Here is a 19,415-nt window from a genome sequence, read left to right on the forward strand (position 1 = left end):
CAGGACTATAAAAGCTATTTCCGTTAAGGTTACTCTTGATCGCTCCAGCTACCTTAGACGATTAGGATCAGGTCTCGCTTCCCTAAGTGACGAATAAAGCAAACTTCGGCAGATAGGCAGGTTCGATTTTTTTCTAACTGTCGAATTCTACTGTTATTCGGTCGATAGGGTTAGCTGGCAGTAACCTAATTACCGAAGAAGGCTCACTTCGGTAATTAGGTTGACAGGATGAGTTTCAATGTGTCGAGTACAGGTCCACTTCGGTAATTAGGTGCTGCTCTTTATTCCCTACTTACTGAATAGTGAGAACTTCGGCAAGTTCTTTTCGTAACCCAAATCGTACTTACCGAATCAGCTGAAAAGCTGAAGCTTTTTAGGTTCAGACTCTAACTCTAAGCCTTCTTTAAGACCTCTTTCCCCTTACTATGCTTAAATAAAAAAAACAGGTAAAAACCACCCTCGTGGTCTTTACCTGCAGATTTCAGAATGTCTATTAATACTTCATCAAGGTGAAGATATCGTAACCTTTGATTTTGTCTCGGCCTCTAAGCTCTTCCAATTCAATAAAGAATGCTGCACCAACGACGACGCCTCCAAGTTTCTCTACGAGTTCGATCGTAGCAGCGATGGTCCCACCAGTTGCGAGAAGATCATCTGTGATCAGCACTTTCTGACCAGGTTTAATAGAGTCTTTGTGTAATTGCAAAACATCGGTACCGTATTCAAGACCGTAGTTTACTTCGATCGTTTCTCTTGGCAGCTTCCCTTTTTTACGGCAGGGTGAGAAACCAATTTCCAGCTCATAAGCTACTGGACATCCTACGATAAAGCCTCTTGCTTCAGGACCTACGATCATTTCAACGCCTTTGTCTTTAGCATATTCAACGATTTTATCCGTTGCGGCCTTATAGGCTTCCCCATCTGCCATCAATGGTGAAATATCTCTAAATATGATACCTTTTTCCGGAAAATCAGGAACATCCGCAATATATTTCTTAAAATCCATTTGTCTTCCTCCATCATTTGAATCGTTCATCATTATTTTTTCAGGTAAGCAAGCAACTCTTTAAAAGAACTGTAGACAAGTACTTCTTCTGCTTCTATCTGCTTCAGCCTTTTTTTATAAGTCAGCGTATCTTCCAGCTGTTTTTTACTCGGATTCGACACTAAACTCAACTTCCCATCTTCCATTGTAACAAATTCGTTCTCTAAAAACACCATTAACATGAATTTTAATGTATCTTTATCTAAATTCATACTTTTCACCATGTGTTTCGTGTCTTTAGACAGAACGACTTCCTGCTTTTTCATCAACCACTTGTATAATTTCTGAAAATGCTGTTTTTTGGGCATCCCTTTCAGATAATAGTCATTAGGCGAATGAAAATAGAGGTAGATCGGATGTGACTGATATGTCTGATAAATCGATTTGAAATGTTCAACATCTTCTGGGGTATCCACGATGATGATCGGCGTCCCGGAAGGAATTTCTTTTAATTCTGATTCACTGTCTGCGATTTGATGAGTGGACCCACTATCGATACGTGGCGTCCATTGTGCGGCAATAGCTTTCTGGAAAAAGATGAAATGAACATTCGATGCTTTAAACATCTTGTCCTGAATGGCACTTTTCCGCTGATCAATGATCAAGGGTTCTTTTGACTTGTAGTCGAGAGCCTGAAGCTGTACTTTTCTGAATCCGTTCCATTCATTTATCGACAAGTAACCGATGATATCGATTTCCGGCGAGGACTTCAGGATGTCAGACCAGTCTGCGCTGTTAAAGGCGATCATGTCCAGCTGGCTATCGTCTTTTTGTAAAGTGGCTTTGAAATGCGTCTGATTCGCGCCGATTTTTTTTGTATTTTCAGGAAAAACTGACCCGATTTTCACCAGTGGTTTCGTGTTATCCTGTCCGAACGGTTTCAGCTGCTCGATGTCTTCGATAGTTTGTGTATCGATATCTCTCCAGTCGATTTCAGTTGCGATATGAAACGTTTTTTCACTTTTAAGTGAACCTGACAGCTGTTCCGCTTTTTTGTTGACTTCTTCTGTGAATTCTGACAAGTAGCTTCGATCCAGGCTGAGACCGCAGGCCATTTCGTGCCCGCCAAAACTTTGAAGTTTATCCCTGAAGTCATTAACGCACTCATAAAGATTGAACCCTTCAATACTCCTGCCGGAACCTTTTATTTTATTTTCAGATTCATTGACTGTCAGAACGAGCACGGGTTTATGGAATTTCTCAGTGATCTTACTTGCAACGATCCCCAACACACCTTCATGCCAGTTTTTCTTTGCCAGAACCATCAGGGACTGATTTTTTTTATCTTCAGCCATGATCATCGCTTCTTCAGTGATCGCCTCGACAATAGCTTTCCGCTCATCATTTTTTGCCAGGATCTCATGACTCAGTTTAACGGCTTTTTCTTCATCAAAGGTGGTCAACAAGTCTACCACCAACGAGGCATCCCCTAATCGTCCCACCGCATTGATGGGGGGAGCCAGCTGAAAACCTACTGTTTCTTCATCCACTGAATCAGGTTTGATATTACTGGCCTGCATCAAAGTGATCAATCCCAGACGCTGCGTCTGCTGCAGGACTTTCAGACCATAGTAGGCGATCGCTCTGTTTTCTCCGGTCAATGAAACCAGATCTGCAATCGTTCCGATAGCTGCCAGTTCAAGAAACTCCATTGAATTTTCACCAAGCAGAGCCTGTGCCATTTTCATACTGACTCCCGCTCCGGAGAGGTCCGGTGTTGTATAATGTTGTTCCGGATGTCTAGGATGTATGACCGCATAGGCCTCCGGGAGAACATCCGGACATTCGTGGTGATCCGTCACAATGACATCCACGCCTCTGGACCGAGCATGTGAAATAGCCTCATGACCAGATACACCGTTATCCACGGTCACGATCAAGTGTGTTCCATTATCAATTAACTGATCAAATGCTTCGACATTCGGACCATAGCCTTCTTTGAATCGGTTGGGAATAAAATAATCGACTTGTCCCCCGAGCAGTTCGATGGCTTCATAAAGAATGGCCGTACTCGTTACGCCATCGGCATCATAATCACCATAAACAGTTATCTGCTCATGACTTTCCACAGCAGCCATTATCCGCTCTACTGCTTTTTCCATATCATAAAATAAAAAAGGGTCTCCGATCAGATCCATACTGGGGGTAATAAACTGTTCGACCGCCTCTTTCGTCTCCAAGCCTCTTTTCAAGCACAGCTCTGCGAATGTTTTTGATCGACCAAGTTCTGATGCCAGCTGATCACGTTTTGCTTCGTCTATCTGTTTATTCAATTTCCATACAGTTTTTTTATTTTGCATTCTGTCACTCCTCGTATTACTCACAGACTTATATTATAACAAAAAAAAGACACAATAAAGAATAGACTTCATTGTGTCTTGAAACATTTCTATTTTCAGACTGATCAATCGAGAATCTGTACCCCGATACCGATTAGTCCAGGACCAGTATGGACACCTAAAGCAGGGCTGACCTGATCATAGTAAAAATGTTCGTAGTACGGTAATAACTCTTTCATTTCTTCCCTGATCGCTTCAGACTCTTCACGTGCGGATTCCCCACCGTAAGCGATAGCTAAATGATATTTTTGAGACCCTTCAGCAAATTCCTGTACGAGCTCAAGTGTTTTCTTCACTGATTTAGACTTTCCTCTGACTTTAGCGACAGTATGATAAATGCCTTCGTCATTACACGTAATAATAGGTTTCAGATTCATCATACTTCCGACAATAGACTGAACAAGTCCGATTCTTCCACCTTTTTGGAGATATTCAAGTGTAGGGACATGGAAAAAGATTTTCGCCTTGTCTACACCTTCTTTAAGGTTCGTTTTGAGTGTTTCCCATTCGACTCCGCTGTTGGACTGTATGGCAGCTTCGGCTACAGAAAACCCAGAGCCAATACCAATATTTTTCGTATCCAGCACGAAGATATCAAGACCTTCATATTGTTCGGCAACGACTCTTACCATGTTATTCGTTCCACTTAAGCCACTTGAAATAGTCACGGCAACCACTTTTTCATAGCCCTCAGCTTTGATTTCATCAAACATTTCTTTGATCATTTCACCATCAGGCAACGACGTTTTTGGAATTTCCTCTTCCATGCGATCATAAACTTCCTGAGCTGTGATGGTTTTTTTGTCGATATATTCCCCATCACTGAAAATGATTTTCAGCGGAATGACTTTCACATCATACTTTTCTTTGATTTCTTGAGGTACATCAGACCCTGAATCAGTTAAGATAGCAATTTTATTTTCATTCATGCTTATTCCCCCTACCATAATTTTCAGCTTTACACTAAGTCATCATCCTGTGACTTGGACTTTGAATCAGGCTCATCGCTATTCGGTTTATCCTTGACACTCTTATCTGAACGTGTCGTTCTTAGTCCTGGCCCCTCACTGGCATCTGTCTTATCAGTTGAGTTTTTGTGTTTGTTTTTACGCTGATCCTTGAATGCTTTGTAAGTAGACAGCAAGGTTGCGATCAGTGCTCCAAGTAATACGGATACGAATATTATGACGATCAATGGCCATTCCACGACAGCAAATCCGAAATTAACAGGTACAGGGTCAACATTTAACACAGATAGAATAGCGACCCCTAAAAACAATATGATAGCACCAACCATACTCCATTGTTTTTTCATTTCGTTCTCCTCCAATACACCACTTTATATACATAAGAATAACACATATTTTTCAGATATTACATTGATATATATTACTTTTTATCGAATACGTGCTCGACAAAAAAATCGCCCAGAACAGGAAAGAGAGAATAGAATTTGGAAGATACTTCCAGCAGTTTCGGTATATTGACTTCTCTCTTGTTCGTTCCAATAACAGCAATCGTCTTTTCTGCTACTTTTTCAGGTGTCAGCACGAACGGTTCCACTCGTTCCAGATAACTTCCTTCAGGATCGAATGTATCAAAGAAAGCTGTATCCACTGGTCCCGGATTGATGGTCGTCACTTTAATGTTGTGTTTACGGAGTTCCAGTCTCAATGCATCACTGAAACCGATCACTGCAAACTTGGAAGATGAATAGACTGCAGACTTGGGTGTAGCGATTTTTCCGGCGATCGAAGCAATGTTGATGATATGACCGGAACGGCGGTCTGCCATTTTACCGGCAACCTGCTGTGACATATACATCAGTCCCAGTACATTGACTTTGAACATATTTTCGACCTTGGAAAAATCATAATCGATAAAGTTCTCAGTATGTCCATACCCTGCATTGTTGATCAGTACATCGATCTTATCCAGTTTTGAATAAAGGATGTCCATCACACGATCGATCTCGTTTCTGTCTGAAACATCCAGCGGACAGACGATCACCTGAGCGTCGTATCTCCTGACACATTCCTGTTTCACACGTTCCAGCTCTTCTTTTCTTCTGGCACTAAGTATGAGGATGGCACCTTCTTCAGCCAGCCCATAAGCAAGCGCCTCTCCTATACCTGAAGATGCTCCTGTTATCCATACTGTTTTATCTTTTAATGAACGCATCTCATCCCTCTTCTCTTTTTAGTGGAATAGAAACTTCTGTTAAATCGTTCATGACAAAGGCATTTGGAAACTTCTCCTGTGCAGCTTTCTCCATCAGTTTACTTTCAGCATAAAGATAGCGTGCACTGATATGCGTCAACAGAAGTTTAGTTGCTCCGGCCTTTTGAGCAACTGTGACTGCTTCGAGATTAGTCGAATGATTGTAACTGTGTGCCAGATCTTTATCTTTATGCATGAACGTACTTTCATGTACAAGAACATCAGCATTTTGAGCCAGTTCGATACTGCTTTCACTGTACTTAGTATCTCCAAGAATAGTGACGATGCGCCCTTTTTGCTTGGCCCCGATAAAGTCTTTGCCACTGATTTCCTGCCCATTATCCAAAGTGATCGTTTCACCTTTTTTCAGCCGGCCGAACAAGGGACCAAAAGGCACACCTATCTCATGCAGTTTATCTGCCATGAGTTCACCTTCGCGGTCCTTTTCGACGATCCGGTATCCATAGGATGGTATACCATGATGCAATCGCTTAGTTGTAACAACAAACTGTTCATCCTCAAACAATACGCCATCCTTTTCGATCTCAACAAAGCGTATACCGTATCTCAAACCAGACTGGGACAACTTTAACGTCATGGTTACGTACTGTTTTATCCCCTTAGGTCCATATATCGTTAACGGGGTGTCTCCCCCCTGGAACGCACGGCTGCTTAAAAGTCCCGGCAAACCAAAGATATGATCACCATGCATATGCGTGATAAATATCTTATCGATTTTCCGTGGTTTGACCGTTGTGTTCAGGATCTGATGCTGCGAAGATTCTCCGCAGTCAAACAGCCACATACTGTTTCTTTCATCAAGCAGTTTCAGTACAATGCTTGACAAATTTCTGTGTTTCGCTGGAACGCCTGACCCGGTACCTAAAAATAATAATTCCATAAAACATTCCTTTACTTTCTTTATTCTACAAAATCAAATTCAAAGTTATCGATTCTGACTGTGTCGCCATTACGGGCACCTCGATCTCTAAGTGCCTGATCGATCCCCATCCCTCTTAGCTGACGGGCAAATCGCATAACAGACTCATCGAACTGGAAATTGGTCATCTGATAAAGTTTCTCGACTTTATCACCAGATATCACCCATGTACCATCAGGTTCTCTTGTAATAGCATATTCTTTATTTTCAGGTATGAATTTATAAAGGACTCGTTCTTCTTTCTCCGTCTCTTCTTCATACATAGGAAATTCAGGTGTGGTTTCCAGCAGCTCTGCCGTCCTTGACATCACAGTGTTAAGACCTGTTTGAGTCAGGGCGGAAACTTCGAATATCTCAACATCCTGATCATCTTTCTCAAGAGCTTTTCTGAAGTTCGCCAGATTCTCTTGCGAGTCAGGCATATCCATTTTATTAGCGATCACTAACTGAGGTCTTTCACGCAGTTTCAGATCATATTCTTCTAGTTCCTGATTGATCGTGTAGTAGTCTTCGACAGGGTCTCTGCCTTCCACTCCACTCATATCGATCACATGCAGAAGGACACGGGTTCGCTCGATGTGGCGCAGGAATTCAATGCCCAAGCCGACACCTTGAGAAGCTCCTTCAATCAATCCAGGCATATCTGCCAGGACAAAGCTTCGTCCGTCTTCTGTTTTGACCATTCCAAGATTGGGAACGAGTGTTGTAAAGTGGTAAGCCCCTATTTTAGGACGGGCTGCAGACACGACTGATAATAGAGTTGATTTCCCAACGGAAGGGAAACCTATAAGCCCGACATCTGCCAACACTTTCAATTCCAGCTCGATTTCTTTTTCTTCCCCGGGTTCGCCGTTTTCAGCAATTTCCGGAGCAGGGTTTCTTGGAGAAGCGAATCGGATGTTGCCTCTGCCTCCGCGTCCACCTTTAGCAATCACTGCTTTCTGATCATGTTCCGTCAAATCAGCATACATCGTTCCTGTGACCGCATCTTTAACGATCGTACCGGGAGGAACTTTAACGAATAGATCTTTTGCTCCTCTACCGTGCATGCCTTTAGACATACCGTTTTCACCATGTTCTGCTTTAAAATGACGATTGTACCGGAAATCCATTAGCGTTCTTAATCCTTCATCAACGATGAAAATGACATCTCCGCCTTCGCCACCGTCTCCACCTGCGGGTCCACCGTCAGGCACATATTTTTCACGTCTGAAAGCTACCATGCCGTCTCCGCCATTACCAGCTTTTACATTAACTTTAACTTGATCCAAAAACATAGACACTTATATCCCTTCTTTCTATAAAACACTTCTCTACCATCTATTCATTTTACACTAAATGACAGGTGATATCTAATTGGATTTATTACGAAAAAAGAAGAGTCATCGGCTGACTCTTCTTATACTTTATAACTTATTCTTTTGATAAAGCTGACATTATGACTGGCCGGCTCTCGCGAAGGCAATACTCTGGTTTTATCTTCATTTTTCCGATTGAAGATTTCCATGAATTCATTCGTCTTACTGCTTAAATACTCCTCATAATACGTTCTGGCTTCTTCGATCTTCTCCAGGGAATAGTCCTGCTCAGGAGTGTCACCGATTTGAGTATACTTTAAGGCAGGATAATCAGAAAAGAGTGTTTCATCCTGAGACCCGCACAAATCTATGATCAGCTGTTTCTTTGCTGTCGGCCTCATTTCGAACATATCATCCAGCAGTTCTTCAGAAAGCCAGGCATTTTGAATAGACGGTCCTATGATCACTATATCGGCTTTTGATAAACGATAGACCAGCTGACTCAATTCAACGGACTGGATCTCGCTTTCCCATCGGCTGTCACTGGTAAGGCTCATCCATTTTTTTATATTTGCTACCATTGCTTTCGACTTTTCATTCTTTTCCAGAAAGGTCAAATAGGCACTCGTTTTTCCAATAATGTACTTGGTTATCTGATTTATACTGTCATTGCTTCCTATTATAAGGAAATTCATATCCTCTTTTATGGGATAATACTGTTTTAGTGACTGAATAGTCCTGGTTTCATATCCGCTCACGATCGGATATAAGGTTTCGTTATCAAACAGTGAAAGCGAGAACTCTATGGCCTTCTTGAACAGACCGGTCAGTGTGTCCCCAGCTGTTCCCTGGATACTACTCTCATATAAGGCCTGTTCCAGTACATTCACCGACTCTGACTGTTCATTTGCAGCACTAGTCAAAGTGAATAAATGCTTCACCACATCGTTATTGAATTTACTGTAAGTCTCCAGGATGATCTCTTCCAAACACTTCCCTGTGTGAGAAGACAGATATCTCAGCAAGTCACCATGCCTGAAACTCTGTTCATCGATGTATAAATAATATTCGTTTCTATTATCTGTAGTGACCAGAACGATTTCAGAAACCCCGTCAAATCGACTGATGTCATTTAAATGACGCATGCGCAGCGATTCATCCAGTCCATACTTATGAATGTCAACGGAAGAAACAGTATCCCGGTTCACACCATACATAATCAGCTTCATGCATTCTCATCCTTTGATATATGTGCCAGAATAGCATCCCAGACCTCTTGTCTTCCTTCTCTTGTAAACGAAGAGAACGTGAAGAATTTGTCCTCAGAACTGATCTTAAGCGTTTTTCTGATCAAACTCTCATGTTTGTTGTATTTAGATTTTTTAATTTTATCTGATTTTGTAGCCACAACAAACACCGGCACATCATAATGTTTGTAAAAATCATACATCAAGATATCGTGTTCTGAAGGTTCATGTCTGAAATCGACGAGCAGTATCCCCAGCACCAGTTCTTCACGAGTGGAAAAGTAATCTTCCATCATGCGTCCCCACTTTTCCTGCTCCGCATTAGAAGCTTTGGCATAGCCATAACCGGGAACATCTACAAAGAAGAGTTCGTTTTCAATATTGAAAAAATTCAGAGTTCTTGTTTTCCCGGGTTTTCCGGAAGTTCGCGCAAGCTTTTTTCGATTGACCATTGTATTTATAAATGAAGATTTCCCGACGTTGGAACGTCCTGCTAATACGATTTCTGGTAAGCCATCTTCCGGATATTGAGTAGGAGAAACTGCACTTATTGTTATTTCAGCATAATCTATTTTATTGCTATTCATTGTCATCTCTCCTTGAATCGTTTAATAAATCACTTGTTAGTATACCACATTTTCGAAAAACATAAAGATAAATATTAAATATTAATGACAAATATGTTTTCTGTTACAAAACAGTGTCAAAAACCATTTGACGATCCAGAGCTATTCTATACCCGATCTGTTTCTTCTTAAAACCCGGAAGCCATCTCCACAGCAGTCAGCTCTATAGACTAAATGCGACCTATAATGTGCTTTACTACACGTTTTTTATGACTAGTGATAAACTGAGATTAGGAGATTTTTCTTTCATCACTTACAGGAACACACAAACTCTAAAGGAGCGGATATAATGAGAGAGAATCATTTTGATAACGTTTCAAATGGTAAAGGTTTTATAGCAGCTTTGGATCAGAGTGGCGGCAGCACACCAAAAGCACTTGCAGCATACGGCGTCATGGAAGAGGCCTATTCTACTGAAGACGAAATGTTCGATCTTGTCCATGAAATGAGAACGCGGATCATCACGGCCCCCGCCTTTGATTCGGAACATATTTTGGGTGCCATCCTGTTCAAGCAGACGATGGACAGCAAAATAGAAGGAAAATATACGGCGGATTATCTGGCGGAGGAAAAAGGGATCGCCCCTTTCCTTAAAGTCGACAATGGACTAGCCGAAAAATCTAAAGGCGTTCAGATGATGAAACCTATCCCGAACTTGAAAGACACGCTTGTTCGTGCCAACGAACGTCATATCTTCGGTACAAAAATGCGTTCAGTGATACATGAAGCAAATGCCGAAGGAATCAAAGAAATCGTGGATCAGCAGTTCAAATTTGCCAAAGAGATCACCGATGCCGGCCTGGTCCCTATCGTTGAACCGGAAGTGAATATCCACAGTAAAGAAAAAGAAGAAGCCGAAAATATCTTAAAAGATGAGATCATGAAACATCTTGATAAGTTGGCTGAAGATGAAAAAGTCATGTTGAAACTGACACTTCCAGAGACACCAAATCTCTATAAGGAAGCCACCGAACACCCTCGTGTGGTTCGAGTCGTTGCCCTCTCAGGCGGATATACACGGAAAGAAGCAAATGAAAAACTCAGACATAATGAAGGCCTGATCGCCAGCTTTTCAAGAGCACTCACACAGGATCTGCGTGTCGACCAGTCCGATGAGGAATTCAATGAGTCATTGAGAAAAGCAATCGAATCCATTTATGATGCGTCTGTCAACAAAAAATAAGGGTTTCAATTAAAAGAGTTAGTCGAGAGAAAGATCAATCTCCCCTATATAATACTAACAGTTCGTGTCTTTTTCATATCAGGTCTCTGCGCAAATATCACACGTTTAAGATACTAGACACAACTTACTATCCGATCAGACATCGGACGCTTTTAAGACTAACCTAGCTTTTCATGGAGACCCTTCATTCAACTACAATCAAGGAGATGATACGGTGAAAAAGACATATGATATCGTTGTGATCGGCAGTGGTGTTGCCGGAAAGGCAGCCGCATCGGGGCTCGCTTCTACTCAAAGAAAGGTAGCTGTCATTGAAAATGACCTTTGGGGAGGAACGTGTCCGAATCGCGGCTGTGACCCCAAAAAGGTCCTCGTTTCTGCAGTAGAGGCTCAAACCATGGCGGCACAGATGAAAGGAAAAGGAGTCACCGATACACCTCCAGTCCACTGGCCGGATCTGATGGCGTTCAAAAAGACCTTCACAGATCCTGTACCTGAACAGAGTAAAGAGAGTCTGAAGTCTGCCGGTGCAGATGTCTATACCGGTACCGCTGCATTCATCGATGAAACTTCTCTTCAAATCAATGACGATGTACTGGAAGCTGAACGTTTCATTATTGCTACAGGTGCACACCCGTTTATTTTAGATATCAGGGGAAACGAACATTTCCTCACGAGTGATGACTTTCTGTCTCTGGCTGACATGCCGGAAACCATCACATTTATTGGTGCTGGTTATATCGCCTTTGAATTTGCGGCGATCGCTTCTGCTGCCGGAGCAAAGGTGCATGTGATCCAGCATAACTCCACACCGCTTAAAGAATATGATCAGGTATTTGTAAAAGAAATCATGGATCAGCTGGAATCCAAAGGTGTCACCTTTCATTTAGATACCAACGTTACTGAAATCAGTACCAAGGCGGACGGGTATCTGCTGAGTGGAGACAACGACTTTTCGCTCCGCACAGACCTGGTTTTCGGCACGACTGGCCGCGTGCCAAGTGTCGATAAACTGAATCTGGAAAAAGCTGGGGTCGACTATGATAAAATGGGGATCATAGTCAACGACTATCTCCAGACGAGCAATCAAGCCGTGTATGCCATAGGAGACGTCTTATCTAAAAAACAACCTAAACTGACCCCCGTTTCAAGTCTGGAAGCCAGCTATATCGTTTCTCAGTTTACAGGAAAGAATGATGCCCCCCTCGTTTACCCTACTATCCCAAGCATCGTCTTTACGAGCCCGAAACTGGCTCAGATCGGTGTGACGGCAGAAGAAGCAGAAGCGGACGACACGTATGAATGTTCAGAGATCGATGCAACGAGCTGGTTCAGTTACGCAAGAAAAAATGAACCGGTATCCAAAGCAAAGGTCATCACTGAGAAAGGATCCGGACAGCTGGTCGGAGCGACTTGCCTGAACAGCGAAGCAGATGAACTGATCAACTACTTCAGTATACTTATAAATAAAAAAGTGAAAACTGAAGAGCTGTCAGACATTGTGTTTGCTTACCCGACCATTGCCAGTGATTTATCCTATTTTTACAGCTGAGACATGAAAAAGCCCTGCTTCTCCGTCAATCGGATAAGCAGGGCTTTTTTCGTTAAAGTCTAGTCACTTAACTGACCATTTCTCCGTCTTCGTTATAGAAAACAGGATGTTTCTTTGTTTCGACCGTTTCTTCAGTGATACGGACTTTCTTGATTTCTGATCGGCTCGGTACTTCGAACATGATATCCATCATGATGCTCTCGATGATCGAGCGCAGACCTCGTGCGCCTGTGTCTCGTTCGATTGCTTTTCTGCCTATGCTGCGCAAAGCATCTTCTTCAAATTCCAGGTCGACATCGTCGATTTTAAGGAGTTTTTTGTACTGCTTGACGAGCGAATTCTTCGGTTTAGTCAGAATCTCGACTAAATCATCTTCATCCAGCTTATCAAGAACAGCAGTGATCGGCAGACGGCCAATAAACTCTGGGATCAGTCCATATTTCAGGAGATCCTCTGGAATGATCTGCTGCATGATGCTGCCTTTATCTTCAGCATCTTTACGTTGCGTTGACGCCCCGAAACCGATGACTTTATCACCTAAACGGTTTTTAACGATCGTTTCGATACCGTCAAAAGCTCCACCGACGATAAATAGGATATTCGTCGTATCGATCTGGATCAGTTCCTGATGCGGGTGCTTACGTCCCCCCTGGGGAGGAACGCTGGCTGTCGTGCCTTCTAAAATCTTCAAGAGCGCCTGCTGGACCCCTTCACCACTCACGTCACGTGTGATCGAGACGTTTTCTGATTTACGCGCGATTTTATCGATTTCATCCACGTAAATGATGCCGTGCTGAGCTCTTTCTACATCATAATCAGCAGACTGCAGGAGTTTGAGCAGGATATTTTCGACATCTTCACCGACATATCCAGCTTCCGTCAAGTTCGTCGCATCTGCGATAGCAAACGGTACATTCAATAAACGGGCAAGTGTCTGAGCCAGATAGGTCTTACCAGACCCAGTCGGACCGATCAGACAGATATTGCTTTTCTGCAGTTCGATATCATCGTCCTCCGCATCAACCATGCTGTTGATACGCTTATAATGATTATATACGGCTACAGATAACGTTTTCTTGGCAGACTCCTGACCAATAATGTATTCATTTAAAATCTCTCTGATTTCAAATGGCTTGGGTACAGTCATGTCGCCTTCAAACGATTGCTTACTGAACTCTTCTTCCATAATTTCCTGGCAGAGATCCACACACTCATTACAGATGTACACTCCGGGACCAGCGACGATTTTCTTCACTTGGTCTTGTGATTTTCCGCAAAAAGAACATGAAATATTGCCGTTTTGTCCTTCATCATCAAACATTTTTTTGGTCACCTCGTTTCAAGTTTGTTCCTTGATTTTTTGTTCCTATTAAGAAAAACGGGAATGCTTTATCAGCATCCCCCATTTTATTTAAAAAATTATTCAGAGTCAGAATCTTCTTTAGATTCTAAAGTTTCATTAGCCGTTGATGTTATCAGATCAATGGCTTTTTTCAATGAGATATCTCTATTTAAAAGTTGTGGAGAAAGAACATTACGTACCTGCTCAACGTCCATATTATATTGTTCAGCTAATTCGGAAATTTCTTTTTCCATGTCTTCTTCAGTCGCTTCAAGGTTTTCTTCTTCAACGATTGCTTCCAGCACTAAGTTTGTGCGAACGTTGAATTCAGCTTCGCCTTCGAACTGCTTATGCAGGTCAGCTTCCGTAGAACCTGTCATCTGATAGTACATGTCCGCTGAGATACCTTGCTGTTTCAAGTTGTTCAGGAACATTTCCATTTGACGATGCACTTCTTCGTGTGCCATTTCATGTGGGATTTCTTCGATTTTTGCGTTCTCTACAGCTTTTCTGATTGCTTCATCGTCGCGGGCATCATTTGCAGCTGTTTCTTTACGCTCTTCAAGCTCTTTGCGAGCTTTTTCTTTTAATTCATCCACAGTTTCAACGTCTTCGTCCAAGTCTTTAACAAATTCATCATCTAATTCAGGTAATTCTTTAGATTTGACTTCATGTACTTTGACTTTAAATGTTGCTTCCTGTCCAGCCAATTCATCTGAATGGTACTCTTCAGGGAAAGTCAGATTGACTTCTTTTTCGTCACCGGCTTTAACGCCAACTAACTGCTCTTCAAATCCGGGAATGAAAGAATTTGATCCAAGTTCCAGTGAATGATTTTCACCTTCGCCGCCTTCAAATGCTTCTTCGCCTTTAAAGCCTTTGTAGTCGATAACGACGGTGTCGCCTTCTTCTGCAGCGTCTTCTTTAATGACAAGTTCTGCCATGCCTTGACGACGTCTTTCAATGCTTTCTTCAACTTCTTCTTCTGTTACTTCTCTATCTTGTTTGGCAACATCCAGGTCTTTGTACTGACCTAATTCAACATCAGGTTTCAATGTCAATTCAGCAACTAATTCCCAGTCCTGATTTTTACCTACTGATTTGATATCGATATTGGGCTGAGCCACTGGTTCAACATCCACTTCATCGAGTGCTTTAGAATAAGCATCAGGTAAAAGATCATTTAATGTATCTTCGTATAATGCTGCTTCACCATACATTTGGTTGAAGATACGGCGAGGGACACGTCCTTTACGGAAACCAGGGACATTCAGGTTTTTCTGAACTTTTTTAAAGGTTTTATCCAACCCTTGTTTAACTGTTTCCTGATCAATTGTAAATTCTAAGCGACCAGTAGTTGGCCCAGTTTTTTCAAAATTTGTTTCCATTACTATTAACCTCCGACATTGTTTTTATTTTAAACGTTATAAAAGGATGTATCCGGACAAAATTCTTTCCAGTTACGATCGTTTTATTACACATATTTATTAAACATACTTACATATCATACAATATTTAAGCTCAGATGTAAACTGTGGTTACTCAAATCTAAGCAATTCGCTATGGATTTTTTCGATCCAGCTTAAAATATGATCAGAATCTCCGTTTTCATTCATTTCAGCAGATTCGAAAGTCGGATCGATCATCCGGATTAAAGACGTGACCCATGCTTTTTCTTCCCCCGGAGCAATGATTTCAGCCTCGAACGGATACAGCATCAACAAGACCGTATCGACCTCATTTTCAGCCAGCTGATACAGCGACGGATTTTGAGACAGGCATTCGTTCAGATCGGCAGCGATCGCTTTGGCAGTCGGATGCTGCTCCAGGGGATAGGTTTCGCTAGGGGTCGCTTCTTTGACCTCACCAAACCAGAGATACGGATAAGAGCCATCCACGCCCCTTTCTGCCAGTAGAGAAAATAAGGTCGCACGGACCAGCGGATGAACATAAGGATTGACCAGTAGCTGTGGTGCGAGCTGTTTCAGTTTGGCATTCGGCAAAGTGTAGATGTTTTTCATCGCAGCAAATTGTTCAAGCGTATTCAGCGATGCTAAGGAAAAGAGCTGCTTAACGATCCTGTCTTCTTCTTTTCGTTTGTTCTCTTCCTGCACTCTTTTTATTTTAGCCAGCTGACTGTCCAGGCGATTCCAGGAATCGACATACTTGACTGCCTGATTATCCAGCTGCTCTTTTATGTGTTTTTCTGCCTGGAGCATTTGGTTATTTTCCAGCAGCACCTCGACGTAAATCAGCAGTCTTTTTTCATCGGATGTATAAAAGTCATTCTTCTCATCGGCCAGCCGCAGTGCCTCTTCATACTCGCCCGCCTGCAATAGCGAAGAGACAAGCAGGACATTCAAGCTGTCTTCATCTTTGATGGTGTAAGCTTTTTTCATATAGTCGATGGCCTCGACGACGTTCCCTTTTCTTAAGTGCTCCATGACCTGTGACATATACATATTGAAGTTTTTTGGAAATTCTATCTGTTCTCCCATGTTTTCACTCACCTCTTAACTAGTGTATCATATCTTATTCTAGAAGAGACGAAAAAAAAGCAACAGGATCGTGCTGCCCCATTGCTTAAAAGTTTCTGAATCTCTGATATCTGTTTTCGAGTAAGTGCTCTACTGGCAGTGCTGCAAGTTCATTCAGTTTTTTTGTGATGTCACTTTTCATCTGTTTCATCAGCAGCTGTTTGTCGATCCACTGATCATTATTTTTCTCATTGATGACTTTTTCTACGATCCCTAGTTCTTTTAAATCGTAACTTGTCAGCTTCATCAACTCGGCTGCTTCAGATGACCGTTTGGCGTCTTTCCACAGGATAGAGGCAAACCCTTCCGGAGACAGGATAGAGTAAATGGAAAATTCCATCATCCACACTTCATCTGCCAGAGCTAAAGCCAGCGCTCCACCACTCCCGCCTTCTCCCATGATGATGGAGAGAACTGGTACCTTAAGATTGCTCATCTCAAAGAGATTGTGGGCAATGGCTTCGCCCTGTCCCCGTTCTTCCGCTTCCACACCACAGTAAGCACCGGATGTGTTGATGAAATTAACGATGGGACGATTGAATTTTTCAGCCTGCTTCATCAGTCTTAAAGACTTGCGGTAGCCTTCGGGATGAGGGGAACCGAAATTGCGTCTGACACTTTCATTGACGTCCGTCCCTTTCTCATTTCCGATGACCGTTACCGGCATGCCGCTGATTTTACCTATGCCACCGATGATGGCTTCATCGTCTTTATAGAGCCGGTCACCATGCAGCTCAATGAATCCTTCAACTAATCCAGTCGTTATATCCTTCATGCTGAGCCGGTCCGTTCTGCGGGCCTGATTGACGATATCCATTGCGTTACTCATCGTGATCACCTTCTTTTCCAGTTGGATAGGTATGCATATCGATAAGATCGGTGATGACTTGCTTGAGTTTCTCTCTCTCGACGATCTGATCGATAAACCCGTTTTTCATAACTGTTTCTGCTAGCTGAAAGTCATCCGGCAAAGAAGCTTTGATCGTCTGTTCGATGACACGCTTGCCGGCAAATCCCACGAGAGCACCTGGTTCAGCTAGAATGATATCGCCTTCCATGGCAAAGCTCGCCGTTACACCGCCCGTTGTCGGGTCGGTAAGTACAGTCAGATAAAACAGCCCTTTATCGGAAAAGCGTTTGATCGCTGCACTCGTCTTGGCCATCTGCATTAGAGAAAAGATCCCTTCCTGCATCCGTGCTCCGCCTGAAGCGGTAAAAAGCACGACCGGCAGATTTTTTTCAGCTGCTCGTTCGAATAAGCGGGTGATTTTCTCCCCGACAGCCTGCCCCATGCTCCCCATAATGAAATGAGAATCCATGATGCCGATAGCCGTTTCATGTCCACCTATACGCGCTTCGCCCGTCATCACTGCTTCACGCAGACCCGTTCTGATCTGTATTTTGGCAATTTTATTTTCATAGTCAGGAAAATCAAGTGGATTACCTGTCGTGACTTCCGTATCCCATTCATTGAATGAAGAAGCATCCACCGTGATGGCCAGTCTTTCCTGTGCACTGATCCGAAAAGTATAGTGACAGTTCGGGCACCGTCTTGCTTTACCTAATGATTTGACATAGATCGGTTTCTGACAGTTCGGGCATTTTTCAAACATGCCGTCCGGTACCTGAGGACCATTCTGTGCCTCGGTCTTCTGCAGGGATATATAAGGCCGTTTCTTGAATAACCTCATCCATTAGCCTCCTTGCTTTTCAGCCAGTCGGGAATAATGACTTGTGAAAGCGTGTCAGTGGTGTATCGGCCGTTTCTAAAGTGCTCATCATGAAGCAGATCGATATGAAAGTCCAGATTTGTCTGGATCCCTTCGATCACCATTTCATTCAAGGCACGTTTCATCTTACTGATTGCTTCATCCCTCGTGTTGCCATGGGTAATGACTTTAGCTACCATCGCATCATAGTACGGCGGGATCACAGATCCGGCAAACATCGCTGTATCCACACGCAACCCTAAGCCACCCGAAGGTATGTTCAGAAAGTCTATATTCCCTGGAGACGGCGCGAAATTGAACAACGGATTTTCAGCATTGATCCGGCATTCGATCGCATGTCCCGTTAATGTCACATCGTCCTGGGAGATGGACAGACGTTCGCCGGAAGCGATCCTGATCTGCTCTTTAACGATATCGAAAGCAGTGATCATTTCAGTGATCGGATGTTCCACTTGGATCCGGGTGTTCATTTCCATAAAATAGAAGTTCTCATCCGTATCCACCAGGAATTCGATCGTGCCCGCATTCTCATACCCCACTGTTTCAGCTGCATCCACAGCACTCTGACAAATACGCTGCCTTGTTTCTTCCGATAATGTCGGACTTGGTGCTTCTTCCAGTATTTTCTGATGATTCCGCTGCAGCGAACAGTCACGTTCACCAAGATGGATGACATTCCCAAAATGATCGGCTAATATCTGTACTTCGATATGTTTCGCCGGTGTGATGATCCGTTCGACATACATCCGGTCATCATCAAAAGCCGCTTTCGATTCAGACTGAGCCTGGAGGAACTTCGCTTCAAGGTCTTTTTCCTCAAAGACCATCCGCATACCTTTTCCGCCACCTCCGGCTACAGCTTTAATAATGACGGGCATGCCGATCTCATCGACCATTTCTTTGACATCTTTGAATTCTGTGATGGCATGATCACTTCCCGGAACGACCGGGACATCGGCTTTTTTCATCATATCCCGTGCATTGGATTTGTTGCCCATCTGATCGATGACTTCTTTTTTCGGACCGATGAACGCGACATTGACTTCCTCACACATGGCCGCGAACGTACTGTTTTCCGAAAGAAAACCAAAGCCAGGATGGATCGCTTCTGCGCCGGTCAGAACCGCTGCACTTAGAATATTATGTATATTCAAGTAGGATTCGTTTGCTTTAGAAGGGCCTATGCACACCGCTTCATCTGCCAGCTGCATATGAAGAGCATCCTTATCCGCCGTTGAGTATACAGCCACTGTTTTTATATTCATTTCCTGACATGCCCGAATGATCCGGACAGCGATTTCTCCTCGATTGGCTATAAGTATTTTTTGAAACATGCACATACCTTCCTTATACATT

17 protein-coding genes are annotated in these 19,415 nt (G+C 42.9%); 2 read left to right on the plus strand and 15 right to left on the minus strand.

From position 1 onward, the window contains the following. Positions 1-493: 493 nt before the first annotated feature. The 9 genes from AB4027_RS07080 to yihA form a co-directional block, all read right to left on the minus strand. Positions 494-1,006: an adenine phosphoribosyltransferase gene (locus AB4027_RS07080; RefSeq protein ID WP_091485740.1), complete on the minus strand. Its 513-nt coding sequence runs from the start codon at positions 1,004-1,006 to the stop codon at positions 494-496. A 32-nt stretch (positions 1,007-1,038) separates the two neighbouring features. Further along, positions 1,039-3,345: a single-stranded-DNA-specific exonuclease RecJ gene (recJ, locus tag AB4027_RS07085; RefSeq protein ID WP_368644831.1), complete on the minus strand. Its 2,307-nt coding sequence runs from the start codon at positions 3,343-3,345 to the stop codon at positions 1,039-1,041. Between the two features lie 104 nt (positions 3,346-3,449). Next, positions 3,450-4,313, minus strand: coding sequence for a DegV family protein (locus AB4027_RS07090; protein WP_368644832.1), 864 nt, complete (start codon positions 4,311-4,313; stop codon positions 3,450-3,452). Positions 4,314-4,342: 29 nt separating this feature from the next. Then, positions 4,343-4,699, minus strand: a complete 357-nt coding sequence (locus AB4027_RS07095; RefSeq protein WP_368644833.1) for a lipopolysaccharide assembly LapA domain-containing protein — start codon at positions 4,697-4,699, stop codon at positions 4,343-4,345. 74 nt (positions 4,700-4,773) lie between these two features. Beyond that, positions 4,774-5,565, minus strand: a complete 792-nt coding sequence (locus AB4027_RS07100; RefSeq protein ID WP_368644834.1) for an SDR family NAD(P)-dependent oxidoreductase — start codon at positions 5,563-5,565, stop codon at positions 4,774-4,776. 1 nt (position 5,566) lies between these two features. Then, entirely contained in the window at positions 5,567-6,505 is a 939-nt protein-coding gene (gene rnz, locus AB4027_RS07105) for a ribonuclease Z (protein WP_368644835.1), read from the minus strand. Positions 6,506-6,525: 20 nt separating this feature from the next. Then, complete coding sequence (obgE, locus tag AB4027_RS07110) at positions 6,526-7,821, minus strand: GTPase ObgE (protein ID WP_091485756.1); 1,296 nt, start codon at positions 7,819-7,821, stop codon at positions 6,526-6,528. Positions 7,822-7,943: 122 nt separating this feature from the next. Next, on the minus strand, positions 7,944-9,071 hold the full coding sequence (locus tag AB4027_RS07115) for a hypothetical protein (RefSeq protein ID WP_368644836.1): 1,128 nt from the start codon (positions 9,069-9,071) through the stop codon (positions 7,944-7,946). Further along, positions 9,068-9,682 (minus strand): ribosome biogenesis GTP-binding protein YihA/YsxC, encoded by a 615-nt coding sequence (yihA, locus tag AB4027_RS07120; RefSeq protein WP_091485761.1) that lies wholly within the window; start codon positions 9,680-9,682, stop codon positions 9,068-9,070. Before yihA ends, AB4027_RS07115 begins: the two co-directional genes overlap by 4 nt. Positions 9,683-10,004: 322 nt before the next feature. Between yihA and AB4027_RS07125 the strand changes: the two genes are divergently transcribed. Beyond that, positions 10,005-10,898, plus strand: a complete 894-nt coding sequence (locus AB4027_RS07125) for a fructose bisphosphate aldolase (RefSeq protein WP_368644837.1) — start codon at positions 10,005-10,007, stop codon at positions 10,896-10,898. A gap of 214 nt (positions 10,899-11,112) precedes the next feature. Further along, positions 11,113-12,450, plus strand: coding sequence for an NAD(P)/FAD-dependent oxidoreductase (locus AB4027_RS07130; protein ID WP_368644838.1), 1,338 nt, complete (start codon positions 11,113-11,115; stop codon positions 12,448-12,450). Positions 12,451-12,517: 67 nt separating this feature from the next. On the opposite strand, the gene clpX is transcribed toward AB4027_RS07130, so the two are convergent. The 6 genes from clpX to accC all read right to left on the minus strand — a co-directional run bounded on the left by clpX (position 12,518) and on the right by accC (position 19,393). Continuing rightward, the gene (clpX, locus tag AB4027_RS07135) at positions 12,518-13,771 is read right to left on the minus strand and encodes an ATP-dependent Clp protease ATP-binding subunit ClpX (RefSeq protein ID WP_091485768.1); all 1,254 of its coding nucleotides are present in this window, start codon (positions 13,769-13,771) and stop codon (positions 12,518-12,520) included. Positions 13,772-13,869: 98 nt separating this feature from the next. Further along, positions 13,870-15,180 carry a trigger factor gene (gene tig / locus AB4027_RS07140; RefSeq protein WP_368644839.1) on the minus strand — a complete coding sequence of 437 codons (1,311 nt, stop codon included), beginning with the start codon at positions 15,178-15,180 and terminating at the stop codon, positions 13,870-13,872. 150 nt (positions 15,181-15,330) lie between these two features. Next, entirely contained in the window at positions 15,331-16,290 is a 960-nt protein-coding gene (locus AB4027_RS07145; RefSeq protein ID WP_368644840.1) for a hypothetical protein, read from the minus strand. A gap of 85 nt (positions 16,291-16,375) precedes the next feature. Beyond that, positions 16,376-17,158 carry an acetyl-CoA carboxylase carboxyltransferase subunit alpha gene (locus tag AB4027_RS07150; RefSeq protein WP_368644841.1) on the minus strand — a complete coding sequence of 261 codons (783 nt, stop codon included), beginning with the start codon at positions 17,156-17,158 and terminating at the stop codon, positions 16,376-16,378. After that, on the minus strand, positions 17,151-18,020 hold the full coding sequence (gene accD / locus AB4027_RS07155; protein WP_091485779.1) for an acetyl-CoA carboxylase, carboxyltransferase subunit beta: 870 nt from the start codon (positions 18,018-18,020) through the stop codon (positions 17,151-17,153). The genes AB4027_RS07150 and accD overlap by 8 nt, the downstream gene beginning before the upstream one ends. Then, positions 18,017-19,393: an acetyl-CoA carboxylase biotin carboxylase subunit gene (gene accC, locus AB4027_RS07160; RefSeq protein ID WP_368644842.1), complete on the minus strand. Its 1,377-nt coding sequence runs from the start codon at positions 19,391-19,393 to the stop codon at positions 18,017-18,019. Before accC ends, accD begins: the two co-directional genes overlap by 4 nt. Between the last annotated feature and the right edge of the window lie 22 nt (positions 19,394-19,415).

This window comes from Alkalibacterium putridalgicola, from assembly GCF_040959045.1.
GTDB classification, from domain to species: domain Bacteria; phylum Bacillota; class Bacilli; order Lactobacillales; family Carnobacteriaceae_A; genus Alkalibacterium; species Alkalibacterium putridalgicola.